Annotated in this window: 16 protein-coding genes; 7 read left to right on the forward strand and 9 right to left on the reverse strand. The window is 71.2% G+C overall.

Going from position 1 to position 16,531, the window contains the following annotated elements; genetic code table 11:
- The first annotated feature begins 38 nt into the window (after positions 1 to 38).
- On the forward strand, positions 39 to 803 hold the full coding sequence (locus D7X12_RS17170; RefSeq protein WP_120626360.1) for an SDR family NAD(P)-dependent oxidoreductase: 765 nt from the start codon (positions 39 to 41) through the stop codon (positions 801 to 803).
- A 34-nt stretch (positions 804 to 837) separates the two neighbouring features.
- Here the strand turns inward: D7X12_RS17170 and D7X12_RS17175 are convergent, their stop codons facing one another.
- Complete coding sequence (locus D7X12_RS17175) at positions 838 to 2,673, reverse strand: methyl-accepting chemotaxis protein (protein WP_120626347.1); 1,836 nt, start codon at positions 2,671 to 2,673, stop codon at positions 838 to 840.
- A gap of 205 nt (positions 2,674 to 2,878) precedes the next feature.
- Positions 2,879 to 3,622 carry a PP2C family protein-serine/threonine phosphatase gene (locus D7X12_RS17180; protein ID WP_120626348.1) on the reverse strand — a complete coding sequence of 248 codons (744 nt, stop codon included), beginning with the start codon at positions 3,620 to 3,622 and terminating at the stop codon, positions 2,879 to 2,881.
- A gap of 279 nt (positions 3,623 to 3,901) precedes the next feature.
- Between D7X12_RS17180 and D7X12_RS17185 the strand changes: the two genes are divergently transcribed.
- Both D7X12_RS17185 and D7X12_RS17190 read left to right on the forward strand, forming a co-directional pair.
- A complete protein-coding gene (locus D7X12_RS17185) occupies positions 3,902 to 4,321 on the forward strand; it encodes a hypothetical protein (RefSeq protein ID WP_120626349.1) in 420 nt (139 codons plus the stop codon).
- A 68-nt stretch (positions 4,322 to 4,389) separates the two neighbouring features.
- On the forward strand, positions 4,390 to 5,367 hold the full coding sequence (locus D7X12_RS17190) for a hypothetical protein (RefSeq protein ID WP_120626350.1): 978 nt from the start codon (positions 4,390 to 4,392) through the stop codon (positions 5,365 to 5,367).
- A 37-nt stretch (positions 5,368 to 5,404) separates the two neighbouring features.
- Here D7X12_RS17190 and D7X12_RS17195 read toward each other — a convergent pair whose 3' ends face one another.
- The 3 genes from D7X12_RS17195 to D7X12_RS17205 form a co-directional block, all read right to left on the reverse strand.
- Positions 5,405 to 6,724 carry a choice-of-anchor X domain-containing protein gene (locus tag D7X12_RS17195; protein WP_120626351.1) on the reverse strand — a complete coding sequence of 440 codons (1,320 nt, stop codon included), beginning with the start codon at positions 6,722 to 6,724 and terminating at the stop codon, positions 5,405 to 5,407.
- Positions 6,725 to 6,765: 41 nt separating this feature from the next.
- Positions 6,766 to 7,650, reverse strand: a complete 885-nt coding sequence (locus tag D7X12_RS17200) for a hypothetical protein (protein WP_120626352.1) — start codon at positions 7,648 to 7,650, stop codon at positions 6,766 to 6,768.
- A gap of 161 nt (positions 7,651 to 7,811) precedes the next feature.
- Complete coding sequence (locus tag D7X12_RS17205) at positions 7,812 to 8,945, reverse strand: aminotransferase class I/II-fold pyridoxal phosphate-dependent enzyme (protein ID WP_120626353.1); 1,134 nt, start codon at positions 8,943 to 8,945, stop codon at positions 7,812 to 7,814.
- A 166-nt stretch (positions 8,946 to 9,111) separates the two neighbouring features.
- Between D7X12_RS17205 and D7X12_RS17210 the strand changes: the two genes are divergently transcribed.
- The gene (locus tag D7X12_RS17210; RefSeq protein WP_120626354.1) at positions 9,112 to 9,618 is read left to right on the forward strand and encodes a peroxiredoxin family protein; all 507 of its coding nucleotides are present in this window, start codon (positions 9,112 to 9,114) and stop codon (positions 9,616 to 9,618) included.
- A 49-nt stretch (positions 9,619 to 9,667) separates the two neighbouring features.
- Positions 9,668 to 10,708, forward strand: a complete 1,041-nt coding sequence (locus D7X12_RS17215; RefSeq protein WP_120626355.1) for an SDR family NAD(P)-dependent oxidoreductase — start codon at positions 9,668 to 9,670, stop codon at positions 10,706 to 10,708.
- 39 nt (positions 10,709 to 10,747) lie between these two features.
- Here D7X12_RS17215 and D7X12_RS17220 read toward each other — a convergent pair whose 3' ends face one another.
- Positions 10,748 to 11,857, reverse strand: a complete 1,110-nt coding sequence (locus tag D7X12_RS17220; RefSeq protein ID WP_120626356.1) for an MJ1255/VC2487 family glycosyltransferase — start codon at positions 11,855 to 11,857, stop codon at positions 10,748 to 10,750.
- Between D7X12_RS17220 and D7X12_RS17225 the strand changes: the two genes are divergently transcribed.
- Positions 11,856 to 12,212 carry a hypothetical protein gene (locus D7X12_RS17225; protein ID WP_244224609.1) on the forward strand — a complete coding sequence of 119 codons (357 nt, stop codon included), beginning with the start codon at positions 11,856 to 11,858 and terminating at the stop codon, positions 12,210 to 12,212. The genes D7X12_RS17220 and D7X12_RS17225 overlap by 2 nt on opposite strands.
- A gap of 90 nt (positions 12,213 to 12,302) precedes the next feature.
- Positions 12,303 to 13,202 (forward strand): LysR family transcriptional regulator, encoded by a 900-nt coding sequence (locus D7X12_RS17230; protein ID WP_120626357.1) that lies wholly within the window; start codon positions 12,303 to 12,305, stop codon positions 13,200 to 13,202.
- 40 nt (positions 13,203 to 13,242) lie between these two features.
- Here D7X12_RS17230 and rsmB read toward each other — a convergent pair whose 3' ends face one another.
- From rsmB to fmt, 3 genes are read right to left on the reverse strand one after another with little or no spacing between them, the layout of a single operon-like run.
- Positions 13,243 to 14,559 (reverse strand): 16S rRNA (cytosine(967)-C(5))-methyltransferase RsmB, encoded by a 1,317-nt coding sequence (gene rsmB / locus D7X12_RS17235; RefSeq protein ID WP_120626358.1) that lies wholly within the window; start codon positions 14,557 to 14,559, stop codon positions 13,243 to 13,245.
- On the reverse strand, positions 14,556 to 15,527 hold the full coding sequence (locus D7X12_RS17240; protein ID WP_120626362.1) for a type II 3-dehydroquinate dehydratase: 972 nt from the start codon (positions 15,525 to 15,527) through the stop codon (positions 14,556 to 14,558). The genes rsmB and D7X12_RS17240 overlap by 4 nt, the downstream gene beginning before the upstream one ends.
- Positions 15,528 to 15,570: 43 nt before the next feature.
- The gene (gene fmt, locus D7X12_RS17245; protein WP_120626359.1) at positions 15,571 to 16,506 is read right to left on the reverse strand and encodes a methionyl-tRNA formyltransferase; all 936 of its coding nucleotides are present in this window, start codon (positions 16,504 to 16,506) and stop codon (positions 15,571 to 15,573) included.
- Between the last annotated feature and the right edge of the window lie 25 nt (positions 16,507 to 16,531).

Genomic DNA, 16,531 nt, shown 5'->3' on the forward strand with positions numbered 1-16,531 from the left:
GCGCATATCGGCGCGGACGTGCGGATATGCTGCCGGCCATGGCAAGCGAGACGACGAAGACGGTGGTGGTGACGGGCGCCAGCCGGGGCATTGGCCGCGCGGTGTCCCTGGCGTTCGCGCGCGAGGGCTATGACGTCTGGGCGCTGGCGCGCTCCGCGGAGTCACTGGAGGCGCTTCGCAAGGAAGGCGGCGACCGCATCCGCACGCACGCGGTGGACGTGGCGGACGAGGCCGCGCTGCTCGCCGCGTGCAAGACCATCCTCGCCATGGGGCCGCCCCGGGTGCTGGTGAACAACGCGGGCATCACCGTGTCCGCGCCGCTGACGAAGACGAGCACCGCGGACCTGGCGAAGGTGATGGCGGTGAACGTGACGGCGCCCTTCATCCTGTGCCGCGAACTGATGCCGGCCATGGTGGCGGCGGGCGGCGGGCGGGTCATCAACATCGGATCCATCACGTCCACGCGCGGGGCGAAGTACACGTCCGCGTACTGCGCGTCCAAGCACGCGCTGCTGGGCCTGACGCGCGCGCTGGCGGTGGAGTACGCGCGCAAGAACGTCACGGTGAACAACGTGAACCCGGGCTGGGTGGAGACGGACATGTTCGCCGGCGCCACCGCCGCCATCTCCAAGACGACGGGCCGCACCGAGGAGCAGGCCCGCGAGGCCCTGGCGTCGATGAACGCCATGGGCCGCATCGTCCAGCCGGAGGAGGTCGCGGCGGTGTGCCTCTTCCTGGCTTCGGAGGCGGCGGGCGCCATCACCGGCGCGGCCTACGCCATCGACGGGGGCGAGGCGGGGTAGGCCCCAGCGCCCACGCCAGGCTCCGGCACAGCCGTCACAGCCGGTACTGCTCCACGATGGTGGTCACCTCGTGCGAGGCGGTGGTGAGGCGCGCGGCGGCCACGGCGCTCGTGGCCACGCGCTCCACCGTCTCGTCCGCCAGCCGGACCAGGTCGCTCAGCGCGGCGAACAGCTCCGCGATGCCCGCGTCCTGCTGGCTCACCATGTCCGCGATGCTCTTCACCGACTCGCTGTTGTTCTGGATGAGCATGGCCAGCGCGCGCAGGCTCTCGCCCGCCGCCCTCGCCTGGTCCAGGCCGCCCTCCACCTCGCGCGAGCCGCCCTCGCTCGTCTTCACCGCCTCGGAGATGGCGCGGCCGATGTCGCCCAGGATGGACTGCACGCGCGACGTGGCCGTCGCGGACTGATCCGCCAGCGAGCGCATCTGCCGCGCCACCACCGCGAACGCCCGCCCCGCCTCGCCGCTGCGCGCCGCCTCGATGGCCGCGTTGAGCGCCAGCACGTTGGACTGGTCCGCCAGGTCCTTCACCGTGCCGGTGATGTCACCCACCTGCCGCGTGCGCTGCCGCAGCTCCGACACCGTGCTGGAGATGCGCTCCACCTGCGTGCGGATGTGCGTGAGGCCTCCCACGCTGCCCGCCACCGCGGACTCGCCGGCCTGCCCCACCGCGCCCGCCTTCTCCGCCTCGCGCAGCACGCCCGTCGCCCGCTGCGCCGCCGCCCGGGAGCTCTCCTGGAGCTGGCGCGCGGCGATCTGCGTCTGGTGCAGCGCCGCCGCCTGCCGCGTCACCGCGAGGTTCTGGTCCGACGCGGACGTGGCCAGCTCCAGCGCCGTCGCCTCCAGCTCCCGCGCCGACCCGCGCAGCGCCAGCAGCACCGCGCGCAGCCGCTCCATCATGTCCCCGAAGGACCTGGCGAGCTGGCCAATCTCATCCGTGGAGTGGTGGAGCTGCAGCCTGCCGCTGAAGTCGTTCTCCGCCACCACCCGCGCCGCCGCCGTCGTCAGCGCGTGCAGGGGCGCCATCATCCGCCGCACCACCAGGAAGATGCTCGCGCCCGCCAGCAGCGCCACGAGCAGGCCCACCCCGAGGATGCGCACCAGCGTGGAGCGCGTCCGCGCCCACTCCGCCGCCGCGCCCCGCGCCAGCACCAGCTCCAGCCCCTCGCCCACCTCCACCCGCGACAGGTGCAGGGTTGCGTCCCCCACCGCCACCGCGCTCCCGTCCGCGGATGCCCCGGCCGTCGCGGAGGCCAGCAGCGCTGGCGCCGTCACCGCGTGCACCGACTGCGCCACCAGGCGCGGCCCCACGCGCAGCAGCGCCTCCAACTGCTCACTGCCCGCGCCAAGCCGCCCCAGCGCCTCCGCGCCCACGTCCGAACCCACCACGAGGTAGCCCACCAGCGTGCCGTCGAGCTTCAGCGGCTCGGCCGCCGCGAGCAGGGGCGCGCCCTCCCCCGGCAGCAGCACCTGCCCCTTCTGACGCACCACCTTGTCCAGCCCGGAGAGGTTCCCCTCCCGCGTGGCCGCGACGAGCCGCCCGTCCGCGCTCGTGAGCGCCAGCAGGTCCACGCCCAGCACCGCGCGCTGCTCCGCCAGCAGACCCGCCACCGCGCGGCCCGGGGACGCACGCGACAGCTCCTGCGCGAACGCCGGATGGGCCGCAGCCACGCGGGCCAGCTCCGAAGCGACGCGGACCTCCTGCTCCTTCAGCGACTCCCAGCGGACCTTGTCCTGCGCCAGCGAGGAGACCATCTCGGTCTCCACCCGCGAGCGCAGCGACAGCCCCAGCAGCAACGCGCTCCCCAGGGTGAGGACGACAACCACGGCGGTAATGGCCGCGGTCAGGCGCGCGGCAAGGCTGAGCGTCATACGCAACGGGTACTCGGTCGATGAAAGGGGGAGTGACGCGAGGGGGGAAGCACCAGATTAACCTGGAAATATTTGAGGATTGAAGTCCCTGTGAAATGCGACTCCCCTCCGTCCCCGCGGACCCACCTCTTCAGGTCGGCGGGACCCTCTGACCTGACGGGTCCACGCACGGGCCTTCACGTCCCAGCTCCGGCGCGAGAGGCGCTCAGGCCGCCGCGACGCGCAGCACGACGGCGGTGATGTTGTCGCGACCGCCGGCCTCGTAGGCGGCGTTCACGAGCGCGTCACACGCGACCTGGGCGGACGGGGCCTTCAGCCACTCCGTCAACGTCTCCGGGCCCAGCGGCTCGTAGAGGCCGTCCGAACACAGGAGGAACACGTCCCCCGGCTGCGTCTCCAGCCGCTGCACGGTGGGCTCCGCGTTCTCGGTGCCCAGGGCGCGGGTGATGAGGTGCCGCAGGTTGGCCGGGTTGCCGGGAGGCTCGCGGCCCGCCGCGCGCAGCTCCTCGATGAGCGAGTGGTCGCGCGTGAGCGACTCCAGCTGTCCATCCCGCAGGCGGTACAGGCGGCTGTCGCCCACGTGGGCCACCGCCGCGCTGCGCTCGCTCACCACCAGCGCCACGACGGTGGAGGCCATCTCCTTGAGCTTGCCCACGCGGCGCACGCGCAACGTGCGCTGGGCGAGCGCGGTGCAGGCCGCCAGATAGTTCTCCTCGCGGCTCTTCGCGGGATCCACGGCATCCGGCCACGTGCCGTCCTGGTCGCGGTCCAGCCGGTCGCTGAAGCCCGCGAAGGTGTCCACCACGCACTGGCTGGCGACCTCGCCGCCCTCCTGGCCCCCCAACCCATCCGCCACCACGAACAGGCCGCGCTCGGGCAGGACGCAGTACGCGTCCTCGTTGTGCGGCCGCCGCCCGATGTGGGTCTGCCCCGCGCTCTCGAATCTCATGACTGCCGCCTCCTGGCTGGGCTCCCGTACAGCAAGCGGGAGGCCAGCGGCCATGTCTCTTCGCGCCCGGGGCGCCCCCACGAGGTTTTCTGTCCTGAAAGACGCGCGGATGCTCTTTCCGTAGACCCCATGGGACTCCCCTGTCCGCCGAGCGACGTTGCGCCCGTGCCCGCTTCGCCTCGCCCTGAGGCTCGTTCGGGGTGGCCACCTTGGCGGCCGTGCCTAGCTTCGCAGGAGAGAACTGAACAGATTTCCAGCCCCCAAGAAAGGGTGGGAGCCATGGCCGTCGAGGACTTGAAGGCAAACGGGATGATGTCGCACCTGCTCGCGTCGCTGGAGGCGGGAGAGGATATCGGCCATTACGGCCGGTTGGTGTTCGCGATGGTGGCGCGGCACTTCGTGGACGACGCGGCGCTCGTGCGCCTGCTGCGCCAGGACCCCGCGTGCGACGAGGCCCAGGCGCACGCCCTGGTGGAGCAGGTGAAGGGGCGGGACTACAGCCCGCCGCGCCGGGAGAAGGTGCTGGAGTTCCAGTCGCGCCAGGACTTCCCCATCTGCCCCAACGCGGACGACCCGGACGCGTGCAACGTCTACAAGGACCTGCGCTTCCCGGAGCACGTGTACGCGCACATCGGTGAATACCGGGAGCAGAAGGCCCACGCGGCGAGCGAGGAGGCGGATTCCGCGGCCGCCCCCTAGCAACTCCTCGCGGGCCCGGCGGACAATCAGACGCTGCCCGACGTGCGGGCCATCACCCGAGGACCACCATGACCTCCATCCGCCGCGTGGGTTCTGGCATCTCCACGTCCCGGGCCCACTCCATCTCCGCGGAGCTGGAGGTCACCGCCCCCGTGCGCCAGGAGGCCCTGGCGCCGGTGGATCCGGTGCGGCGCGGCTTCTCCGACAACAGCGACTTCCAGGCGGACGCCGAGGGCGACCTGGCTGGCGCGCTGCTCGCCGACCTGGGGCTCACCGAAGCCGGCCCGGCCCCGCGGGGGCGCGCGTCCCCCGCGTCCCCTGACGCCTCGGAGGCCTCCCGGGCCGCGCTGCTGGAGAACTCCCAGCTGCGCACCTTCGCGGGCGTGAGCGAGTTCGAGGCCTCGGCGCCCTCCTACGCGCAGCTGCTGGGCACGGCGCAGCCCTCGTCGTCGCCGCTGATGCAGGCGCGGCTGTTCAACGAGGGGCGGCGCACGGAGGCCGTGGACACGGACCCTTCCCTGGACCCGTCCGACATCCTGTCCCCCGACGACGCCGCGTGGGAACTCCAGAACCTGGACACCATGCCCCGCACCGTCTCCGCGCAGGAGGCGGAGGATCTGCTCTTCCTCCTGGAGTCGGGGGACCTGTCCCACCTGAGCGACGAGGAGCTGCGCGCGCTGAGCGAGGACGTGGGGGCCGAGTCCACCGACGCGGAGGTGGAGGCGTCCGCGCAGGGGACGGCCGGGGGCCCGGAAGGCTCCGAGGGCGACTTCCTGGCCACGCTGGAGGACAGCGGACCGGACTTCGCGGCCCTGGGTTCCATGAACGTGCCGCCGCCGGATGACTTCCTCGCGGACGTGAACGACTTCACCCTGGACGCGCCCGAAGCGATGGAGCCCAGCGTCGTGGTGGCCCCGGACGCGCACGTCGAATCCGCGGCCCAGGCCAGCGTCGAGGACGTGCAGGACGCCGACGTCATGGAACTGGAGCCGGAGCCGGAGCCGGGCTCGGACACCCCGCCTCCGCCCCCGCCGCAGGAGTCCTGAGCGGCCGAGCGCTCCGAGCCTCAGGCGGATTCGGACCTCAGGGCCTCTGCGGGGGCCCGTGCTTCTCCGCGAGCACGGCGTCGAGCTGCGTCTGCGCCTCCATGACGTCCTTCTGGAGCTCTTCCGTGTAGCGCTCGCGCTCCGGGCTCTTCCATTCCGCGCTCGAGAACTGCTGGAGCGAGTACTCGCGCGTGGTGTGCACCGGGCCGCGCAGCGTGACCATCAGCTCGCGGTCCGGGTCGCCGGACTCCTTGAGCAGGAAGCCCTCCACGTCGCGCAGCACCAGCGGGAACGTGGGCGCCTCGTCGCGGATGAGCTTGCCGAAGACGGAGAGCTTCACCTCGTTCAGGCCCTCGGGCAGCTCCTCGTTGAACGACACCGACGCGAACGGGACGCCGCCCTCGTCATCCATGCGCCCGGACACCACGTACCGCCCTGGCTTGCGGACCTGCACGGACAGGTACAAATCCAGTGAGCCGCCCTCCAGGGACTCGCGCACCCGGCGCGTGAAGGTGGCCGGCGGCGCGGGCGTGTAGAGCACGTCGAAGAACGTCCCGTCCTCCACCGACCCCGAGCGCACGCGCACGTCCACGCGCAGCGTGCCCGAGTACATCGCGAAGCCCTGCTTCGACGGCTGGAAGCGGCCCGTGAGCATCCCGTCCCCCGCCACCGCGTCGCCGTCGCGGCCGTCGTCCCCGAAGGGGATGGGCACGCCCGCCACGCCTCCCGCGCCCCGCATGTGGTCCGCTTCATGGGCCACCGCGGACACCACCGAGCACGGCCGCGGCTCACGGCGCGAGTCCTCGCACGCCACGGTGAAGAGCACCGTCTCGTTGCCGACGACGAACACCTTGTCCTGCTTGAGCCGCAGCTGCACGTCGGAGGTGCCGTCCTCCGCGGCCTTCACGCTCAACGGCCGCGTGCGCTCCGGCTCCGCCAATTCCATCTCATCCGGATGCTCGCTGCTGGGGCGGGACTCGGGCGGATAGCGCGTGGCCGCCACGTAGGCCTCCAGCGAGCGGCGCGCGCGCTCCAGGCGCTTCTGCCACAGCTCGCGCCGGGCCTCGCGCTCGCGGGCCTCCGGGCTGAGCAGCGACGGCGCCGCCGCCACCGCTTCCGCAGACGAGGACGAGGACGGGCCCGCGCGGCCGGCCGGGGCCCGTGTCCCGTCTCGTGCGTCGGGAACCGGGCCCACCACGTCCTCCGGCTCCGGCGTCCCCCGCGCGACCTCCGCTCCCTCGCTCGCATGCCACCAGAACAACACCCCACCCCCGAGCATCAACGGCACGAGGGCAAGGAACCACCGGCCGCGTCGCGACCAGGATTGGGAGGAGAGGCGGCCGTCGTCGGGGGTCATGAGCGGGCTTCGCCAGAGGGGGGCGGGGGAAGCCGTGCAGTCTAGTACGCGTACGTGACGACGTCCTCGCGCACCTTGGAGACGATGCCGCCCCAGTTGCCATTGGCGTAGTGGTTGTACGCCTCGCCGTCATCGCGCAGGGCCACGGTGTGGAAGCTCCACTTCGCCCGGCCGTCGCTGCACGCCGCCGTGCCCGTGTTCAGCGTGCCGCCGCAGAACCAGTCGCCCGGGTTGCAGTAGGACCCGTTGCCGCTGCCGGACACACCGCCCGTGGAGTGGTAGGCCACCGCCTCGTCGTCCTGTCCCGCGAGGACGCCGGAGTACGCCGTGCCCTTGGCGCCGGCGAACATGTAGAACCACACATTACGCGTCGTGTTGTGGTTGTACATGGCGCGGGCCGTCGAGACGACCAGGTCGCTCACCAGCGGTGAACCGTCCGCCCAGCCGACGAGCTCCGCCAGCTCGCTGCCGCCGCCCGCGCCGGACGCCACGTTCACCCACTTGATGTTCCAGCCCGTCTGCGTGGTGCCGTCCAGGTTGCCGCACTCGCCGTTCGCGCCGGGCGTGGCGTTCTTCTTCGTGCGCGTGCTGCCGCCGTACAGCGACAGGGCGTAGCCGATCTGCAGGTCACCGGCGCTGTGCGCGGCGATGTAGCACCAGTTCGTGCCCGTGCAGAAACAGTCCAGCGCGTTGCGCACCCGGTAGTTCTCCGTGCCGATGCGCTGCGTGCCGTTCCAGTTGACCGCCTTCTTGTTCACGCCCGCCGCGGTGCTCGACGGTCCCCAATAGCTGAAGTCGTTGTAGTTGCCGGCCTGCGTCGTGTTGCCGTTCTTGCCGTGGATCCACAGGGTGTAGTTCGTCGCGGCGGCTTCGGTGCTCACCAGCAGCGTCACGGCGGCCACGGCCGCGCCCATCAGCGTCTTCATCGGGGTGTGTCTCCAGTGCCTCTCGTGCAACTGAGAGGGCGTTCGCACGGCCGCAGGCCGGGCGGGGGGACAACCAGTCTAGAAGTCGCATTACAAGAAAGCGATAAGCCGACAGCCCTGCTGTCATGGGAAGAGCTGACGCGGTGCGCTGGCCTTGAGCGTCAACCCAGTGCGTCGAGTCCGCCGGCGCGCACGAAGTGCTCCAGCCGCTCCAGGGCCTCCGGCAGGTTCGCGCGGCCCAGCCCCAGGCGGAAGTGCGCGCCGGGGAAGCCATACACGTCACCGGGCAACAGCAGCACGCCTTCGCGGGCGATGAGCGCTTCGGTGAAGCGGGCCACGGGGACGTTCCGCAGCAGGCGCGGGAAGGCCACGCTGCCGGCGCGCGGGCGCACCCAATGGAAGACGTCCGCGTGGCGCGCGAAGAAGGCGTCCAGCAGGGCGAGGTTCGCGGTGAGCAGGCCGCGGCTTCGCGCCAGCACCTGCTCCTTCGCCTTGAGGGCGATGAGGGCCAGCACCTCGCTGGGGGCGCTGTTGCAGAGCGAGGTGTAGTCCTTGAAGGCGCGGCAGCGGGCCAGCAGCTCCGCGTCCCGGCACGCGAGCCAGCCCACGCGCAGCCCCGCGAGCCCGAAGGCCTTGGACATCACGCCCAGGCTCGCGCCCTTCGCGAAGCACGACGCGGCGGGCGGCAGCGTGTCCTCCGGGTCGTACTCCAGCAGGCGGTACACCTCGTCGGAGAACAGGAGGATGCCGCGCGCCTCGCAGAGCGCGCACAGGGCCTGGAAGGTGGCGCGGTCCGGCAGCGCGCCGGTGGGGTTGTGGGGGAAGTTCACCACCACCACGCGCGTGTCGGGGCGCAGCGCGGCCTCCAGCGCGTCCAGGTCCAGCGCCCAGCCCGTGTCTTCGCGCAGGGGCAGCAGCGTCACCTCCGCGCCGGTGGCGCGCGCCACTTCGTAGAGGGACTGGTAGCCCGGCCAGGTGACGACGGCGTGCGTGCCCGGGCCCAGCTGGACGTTCATCGCCACGAAGAGGGCCTCCTGCGCGCCCGCGAAGGTGAGGATGTCGTCGGGCGTAAGGCCCGGGTACATCCCGGCGATGGCCTCGCGCAGCGGGGGCAGCCCGGACGTCTCCGTGTAGCCCAGCGTCAGGTTCTCCCAGCGCGCCCGGTCCTCCGGCGTCGCGAGCGCCAGCAGGTCCGCCATGCGCCAGCCCTCCACGTCGGAGGCGCACAGCAGGTAGGGCGCGGCGAACTCCCAGCGCGCGAAGTACCGCTCCAGCTCGAAGTCGGGGATGTGCATGACGTCCTTCACGAAGAAGGCCCGCCTGCCTGTCTGGGGAAGGAGCGAGCCGTGGGCCTCTGCCGGACGGACGAGCGGACGGGCGCGCAGCCGGGAGCCGCCGGAGATGCATGCATAGCTTCCAGTCGCGACCCGTTGAAGCGCTTTCCCACCCTAGGGAGCCCGTATGGCCTCGACGAAAATCCCCCTCACGCTCCTGGACCCGGATGGCGGCTGGGTGAATGCCCCCGTCCACGTCTCTGAACTCGATGGACTGCCCGTCCTGCTGCACTTCTGGACCATGGACTGCGAGGAGTGCGCCGCGCAGTTCGAGGCCGTGAACCGGTGGGTCGTGGACTATGGGCCGCGTGGCCTGAAGGTCATTGGCGTGGACGTCACCCACTCCGAGACGGAGCTGCGGGACACCAACAAGGTGGAGGGCTTCGCGCGCGAGCACGGCCTGCGCCACCCCATCGCGGTGGATGACGGCTCGCTGGCGAAGGCCTACGGCGTGGACAAGCACCCCGCCTTCCTCCTCTTCGGCCCGGATGGCCGGTTGAGCAACCGCGCCGCGGGCAAGGACGCGCTGCGCCGCATCCGCGCGCTGCTCAAGGACCTGCCCCAGCAGCAGGAGCGGGCGCTGTCGGGCGAGGTGTCCGACGCCGAAGAAGCCCAGGCCCCGGCGGGGCCGTAGCGCGCCCCGGGCCACACCCTCCCCACCTTCCCCTCTCTGGAGTCGCACCATGGCTGACCGACGTCACACCGAGCGAAAGGGCCTCTCCCTGGGCACGCTGGCCGCGGGCATGGGCGCCGCGGCCCTGGGCGTGCGGCGCGCGCTCCGCCCCCGCTTCAGCTTCAAGGACCGCACGGTGGTCATCACCGGCGGCTCGCGGGGGCTGGGGCTGGTGATGGCGCGCCTGCTGCTGGCGGAGGGAGCACGCGTGGCCATCTGCGCCCGCGACGGCGAAACGCTCGAGCGGGCCCGCGTGGAGCTGGAGCGCGAGGGCGAGGTGCTGGCCCTGCGCTGCGACGTGCGCGACCAGGTGCAGGTGGAGGCGATGGTGAGCGCGGTGCACGAGCGCTGGGGCGCGGTGGACGTGCTCATCAACAACGCGGGCATCATCATGGTGGGCCCCCTGGAGTCCATGACGCTGGAGGACTTCGAGGAGGCCATCGACGTGCACCTGTGGGGGCCGCTGTACACGACGCTCGCGGTGCTGCCGGAGATGAAGCGGCGCGGCGAGGGCCGCATCCTCAACGTCTCCTCCATTGGCGGCAAGGTGAGCGTGCCGCACCTGGTACCGTACTCCGCGAGCAAGTTCGCGCTCGTCGGCCTGTCGGACGGGTTGCGCACGGAGCTGGCCCAGGACGGCATCCGCGTGACGACGGCGTGCCCGGGCCTGATGCGCACGGGCAGCCCGCGCAACGCGTCCTTCAAGGGCAACCACGAGAAGGAGTACGCGTGGTTCCACATCAGCGATTCGACGATGGGCCTGTCGATGAGCGCCGAGCGCGCGGCGCGCAAGATGCTGGACGCGTGCCGCAGGGGTGACGCGGAGGCCCTGGTGGGCCTGCCCACGAAGCTCGCCACCGCGGGCCGGGCGCTGGCGCCCAACCTCACCGCGCGCATGCTGGAGGTCTTCAACCGCATGCTGCCCCAGGACAGCGCCACGGACCGTCACAAGGGCAGCGAGAGCGAGACGCCCATCACCCGCTCGTGGCTCACGGAGATGAGCCGCCGCGCGGCGGAGCGCAACAACGAGAACGAGGTGTCCCTGCACTGAAGAGGCGCCGGGACAAGCAGGGACACCCGGGCGCGGGCCCTATGCCTTGCCGTCCATCTCCGCCAGCTCCATGCGCCAGTGGCCCCGGTGCTCGTAGGCCTGCGCGAGCTGGTCGTTCAACGCCGCCAGCATCTTCACGTTCCCGTCCTGCTCGTAGCCCTTGAGGGCCTCCGCGCAGGCGGGCACGCGCGCAAGGAACGTCTTGAGCGCATCCAGGCTCAATTCCTTCACATACATCCCGTACCCCAGCTTCTCCAGATACAGGGCATTGAGGACCTGTTCGAACTGGCCGCCCACGGGGATGCTCAAGAGCGGCTTGCGCAGGTAGACGGCCTCGCCCATCAGCGTGTAGCCGCCGCCGGCCACCACCGCGCGCGCCGTGCGCAGGTCGTCGATGAAGCCCGCCTCGCTGAAGGGCCGGTAGGTGAGGTTGCCCTCCACCTGGTCCTCCTTGATTTCGCGGCGCATGCCATAGACGCGGCACGGGACGCCGGACTGCTTGAGGATGTCCGTCAGGTGCGTGTTCGTCGTCGCCGTCTGGTACACGAGCAGGTGCTCGCCCGGCTCCGACTTCGCCGCGAGGATTTCCGGCCGGAGGATGGACGGCGCCAGCGTGGTGCGGCGCTTGCGGATGGGCGGGTAGAAGAACGTCGTCGCCAGGTAGTGGAAGGCCCCGGGCAGCTTCGCCTTCACGATGGCGCGCGTGGCCTCGAAGCTCTCCTCGTGGCCGGCCAGCAGTGAGGGCTCGTGCTGGCAGCGGTTGATGATCTGCATGTTGTCCACGCTGATGACCGGCAGCCGGTGGTTCTTCGCGAACAGGTAGCTGAAGGTCTCGAAGTCGCTCACCACCACGTCTGGCTTGAAGCCCTCCACCAGGTCGAAGTACTGGCGGATGTTCTGCGGCCAGCCCTTCACGGCGCCCTGCAGGTTCTGCAGCACCGTCTGCCACTTCTTCACCGAGTTCCCCTCGTACGCGATGGTCAGGCCCCAGATGCCGTGCACGTTCTGGAAGCGCTGGGACAGGTAGCTCTGCGCCCGCCCCGACACCACGATGTGGACCTCGTGCTCCTTCGTCAGCGCTTCGAGCAGCACGCGCGAACGCGTGGCATGCCCCATCCCCTCGCCGACGACCCCGTAAAGGATTCGCATGGTCCGGAAGCATACGCTGCGGGCGCCCTCCACCGCCCCGTCCAGGCCGCGTCGGTGCTACGCCTCCCTGCCCATGTCCTCCCTGCCCTCCTCCCGGGGTGCCACCCTCCTGCGCGCCGCGTCGCTCGGGCTGGTCGCCGGCCTGCTCCTGGGCGGGCTGGCCCTGCTGGCCCTGGGCGTGAGGGGCGTCTTCCTTCCCCGGGACTGCGCCGGCCTGTCCCTCCCGGAGTGCCAGTTCGAACAGGAGACCGCCCGTGACCTCGGCCGGGTCCAGACGCTCTCCGGCGGAGCGCTCATCGCCCTGGGCTCCGCCCTCTTCGCCCTCACCCGCCCCCGGGCTCCACCCGAGCCCTGAACCCGACGCACAAGCAGGCACAGACAATCCCCGTAGTGATACTAATTACTACTGGCCCGGCCATTAGGTTTGAGGGTAGGAGACGGCCTTATGCAGCTTGAGTCATTGAAGATGTTCTGTGACGTGGTGGAGACCGGCTCGTTCTCACGCGCCGCGCAGCTCAACCATGTGACGCAGTCCGCGGTCAGCCAGCAGATTCGCGCGCTGGAGAACCGCTATGAGCAGAAGTTGCTCTCGCGCAGCGCGCGGCAGGTGACGCCGACGCCCGCGGGCGAGCGCCTGTTCCGGGGCTGCAAGGAGATATTGGCGCGCTTCGCGGAGGTGGAGCAGGAGATCCGCGAGCAGGCCACGGAGGTCCAGGGCGCCACCACGGTGTCCACCATCTACTCGGTGGGCCTGCACGAGCTGAACGCCGTGCAGAAGCAGCTCTTGAAGACACACCCCAAGGTCAACATGCGCCTGAACTACCGGCGCAATGATCAGGTGTATGACGACGTGATTCTGGGCGCGGCGGAGATTGGCATCGTGGCCTATCCGCAGCCGCGCGCGGGCGTGGACATCCTCCCGTTCCGCGACGACAAGCTGGCGGTGGTGTGCGCGCCCAACCATCCGTTCGCCAGCAAGGCGAAGGTGAGCGTCACCGCGCTGTCGGGCGTGCCCTTCATCGCCTTTGACCGCGAGGCCCCCACGCGCAAGGCGTTGGACCGCCTGTTCCGCGAGAAGAACATCGACATCAATCCGGTGATGGAGATGGACAACGTGGAGACCATCAAGCGCGCGGTGGAGATGGGCCTGGGCGTGGCCATCCTCCCGCTCGCCACGGCCCACGCGGAGATCAAGGCGAACTCGCTGGTGGCGAAGCCCTTCGCCGAAGGGCCCGTGTCGCGCCCCATCGGCCTGCTCATCCGCAAGGGCAAGTACCTGGACCGCGCGTCCGCCGCCGTGCTGGATGCCTTCAAGCAGGCCGCCCTGATTCCGCACGACGACTGACGCGGGCAGCGAACACCGAAACGGGAACCCCGGCGCGCGCTCAGTACATCTTGCGCAGCCGGGCGGCGAAGAAGCCGTCGTAGCCCTCTGGCCCTGGCAGCGTGCGCAGATACGCCTGGGCGAGCGGCAGCTTGAGCCCCGGCAGCACGGGCGGCTCCGCCGTCCACTCCGGGTGGCTGCGCAGGAACATCTCCACCTGGTCCTGCCCCTCCTGCGGCTCCGGCGTGCACACCGCGTACACGAGCAGGCCGCCGGGCGGCACCGCCTCCTGGCAGTTCTCCAGGATGCGCCGCTGGAGCGTGGCCAGCCGCGACACGTCATCCTCCTTGCGGCGGTAGCGCAGCTCCGGGTGCCGGCGCAGCGTGCCCAGCCCCGTGCAGGGCGCGTCCACCACCACCGCGTGGAATTCGCCCCAGGCTTCCGGGAACGGCTCTGACGCGTCGTGCGCGAAGGCCTTCAGGCGGCCGGACAGCCCCAGCCGCTGGGCCTCCCCTTCAATCTTCCGCAGCTTGTTGGCGTGCAGGTCCACCGCCACCACGTCGTGCGTCTCCGCCTGGTGGCAGGCCTTGCCGCCCGGCGCGGCGCACGCGTCCAGCACGCGCGCGGACTCCGGGATGTGGCCGTAGACGCCCACCAGCTGCGCGGCCTCGTCCTGCACCTGCCACAGCCCTTCGGCGTAGCCGTACAGGTCCTCCACCCGGCCCACGGGCGGCAGGATGATGCCCACGGGCGAGGACTCCGTGGGGCGCGCTTCCACGCCCACTTCTTTCAGCTGGGCGAGCAGCGCGTCGCGCGTCACCTTGGAGGTGTTGGCGCGCACCACCACCGCGGGCGGCAGGTTGTTGGCGACGAGCATGGCCTCCGCGCGCTCGCGGCCGAACTGGCGGATCCACCGCTCCACCAGCCAGCGAGGGTGGCTTTCGCGCACGGACAGGTACTCCACCATGTCCTTCTGCGAGGGCAGCGGCGCGGACGGCAGCTCCGACAGCTTGCGCAGGATGGCGTTGGTGAAGCCCGCCGCGCGCGCGAGCCCCACGTCCTTCAGGGCCTGCACGGTCTCCGCCACCGCGGCGCGGGCGGGCACGCGGGTGTGGAAGAGCTGGTAGGCGCCCACGCGCAGCGCGGCCAGCACCTTGTCCTCCAGCGCGTCCAGCTTGCGGTCCGCGAAGCGGGTGATGGCGTAGTCCAGCGCCATCTGCCGGCGGGTGGCGCCGTACGCCAGCTCCGTCACGAGCGACGCGTCGCGCGGGTCCTTGGGCGGGTGTTCGGAGAGCGCCGTGTCCAGCACGACGTTGAGGTAGGCGTCCGTGGCGCGCACGCGCGCGAGGATGTTGATGGCGAGGGTACGGGCGTTCATCCTTCTTCCAGCCGGGTCATCAAATCCACCAGTTGCGTGTCCGTCATCCGCGTCGCGGGCAGATGGGACAGGGTGAGGCTCTGGAGGCTGTCCTCCAGGAGCTCGCGGTGGCCACTCTCCGCGGGTTCGCCACGCTGGACCTGCTGATACTTCGCGCGTGCCCAGGTGGCCAGCTCCGCTTCACTCATCCGCCCCGCCAGGCGGTCGGCGATCTTCTGGCGCACGAGCGCGCGCGTGAGCAGGTCCGACGCGGTCGCGGCCCCCGCCTTCGGCGCGCGGCCCAGCGTCTTGCCCGGCCGGTCCTCCGACTTCGCGTCGGACGTCGCCGTCGTCTTGCGGCCCAGCGTCTTCAGCGGGCCACCGGCCTGCGCCGTGCGCGCCAGCGAGCGCGCGGGCGCCGCCAGCCGCGTCAGGTCCGCCGTCGTCCCGCCCTTGAGCGGGTGCACGCGGCCCACCAGCTTGGGCGTCGGCCGGGGCGCGGCCTCCGTCGGCTCCGGCTCCGAACCCGCGCCCTTGCCCTTGCGGCGGCCCAGCGTCTTCACCGGCCCGGGGATGGCGGGGTGGAAGATGCCGCTGGAGAACGTCTCCAGCGCCTGGAGGTAGGGCTCGAAGCCGTGCAGTCCCAGCACCTGCATCGCGCACGCCTCGGCGACGACGGATTCGCGGGCGGGCGGCTTGAGCAGCACCTCGATGGCGGGCAGCCCCACCGCCTCCAGCGCCTCCTTCAGCGCGTAGGACGTGAAGAGACCCGCCGGGTTGATGAGGATGCCCTCCACGTTCTTGCGCTCGGCGTGCAGCGTGTCGATGAGCACGCCCTCGTGGTTGGACTGGACGATGGTCAGCTCCAGCCCCAGCGCCTTCGCCTTCGCGCGCAGCGCGGCGTCCAGGTCCGACAGACGTCCCCCGGCCGCGTCCTCGCGTTCGCCCAGCAGGTTGAGGTTCGGACCGTGCAACACCAACAGCTTCATGCCCATCGACTCGGCTCCCCAGACACCCAAGACTTCCAAGACTTCATGACGTGAACGGCTGACTGCCCGGCTGCAATTTGTGGCCGGAGAGGAAGTCCGCCGCGCGCATCACGCGCTTGCCCTCCGGCTGGACCTCCAGGAGGACGAGCGAGCCCTCGCCGCACGCCACCTCCAGGCCCTCCGGGCCCGCGGACAACACCGCGCCGGGCGTACCCTTTCCCGCGGCGGGCCGCATCCGGTGCACCTTGAAGACCTTGCCTCCCAGCAACGTGTACGCGCCGGGCCACGGCGTGAAGGCGCGCAGGCGGCGGTCCAGCTCCACCGCGGACTTCGTGAAGTCCAGCTTCGCGTTCTCCTTGTCGATGATGGGCGCCAGCACCATCCCCTCGGACGGCTGGGGCGTGGGCGTCAGCTCCCCGCTCAGGTAGCGCGGCAGGGCTTCCCGCAGGAGGTCGCCGCCCAGCGCGGCCAGCTTCGGATACAGCGTGGCGCTCGTCTCATCCGGGGCGATGGGCAGCCGCTTCATGGCCAGCATGGGGCCGGTGTCCAGGCCCTCGTCCATCACCATCAGCGTCACGCCCGTCTCCGTGTCGCCGTGCGCGATGGCCCACTGGATGGGCGCTGCGCCCCGGAAGCGCGGCAGCAGCGACCCGTGCACGTTGACGCAGCCCTTCACCGGCAGGGCCAGCAGGTCCTTGGGGAGGATCTTTCCGTAGGCCGTCACCACGCAGACGTCGGGCGCGTACTGGCGCAGCTCCTCGGAGAAGGGCGGCGTGCGCAGCTTCTGCGGCTGGAGCACGGGGAGGCCCCTCTCCAGCGCGCGCTCCTTCACGGGCGGCGCGGCGGGGGCGCTGCTGCGGCCCTTGGGCTTGTCCGGCTGGGTGACGACGGCCACGACGTCGCCCACGTCGAAGCAGGCCTCGAGCGACGCCACGGCGAACTCGGGCGTGCCCATGAAGACGATGCGGGGTCGGCTCATTGTGCGGAGGGACTCGGGGGAGGCG

Origin of the sequence: Corallococcus sicarius (assembly GCF_003611735.1) — a bacterium.
In the GTDB taxonomy this organism is placed as follows: domain Bacteria; phylum Myxococcota; class Myxococcia; order Myxococcales; family Myxococcaceae; genus Corallococcus; species Corallococcus sicarius.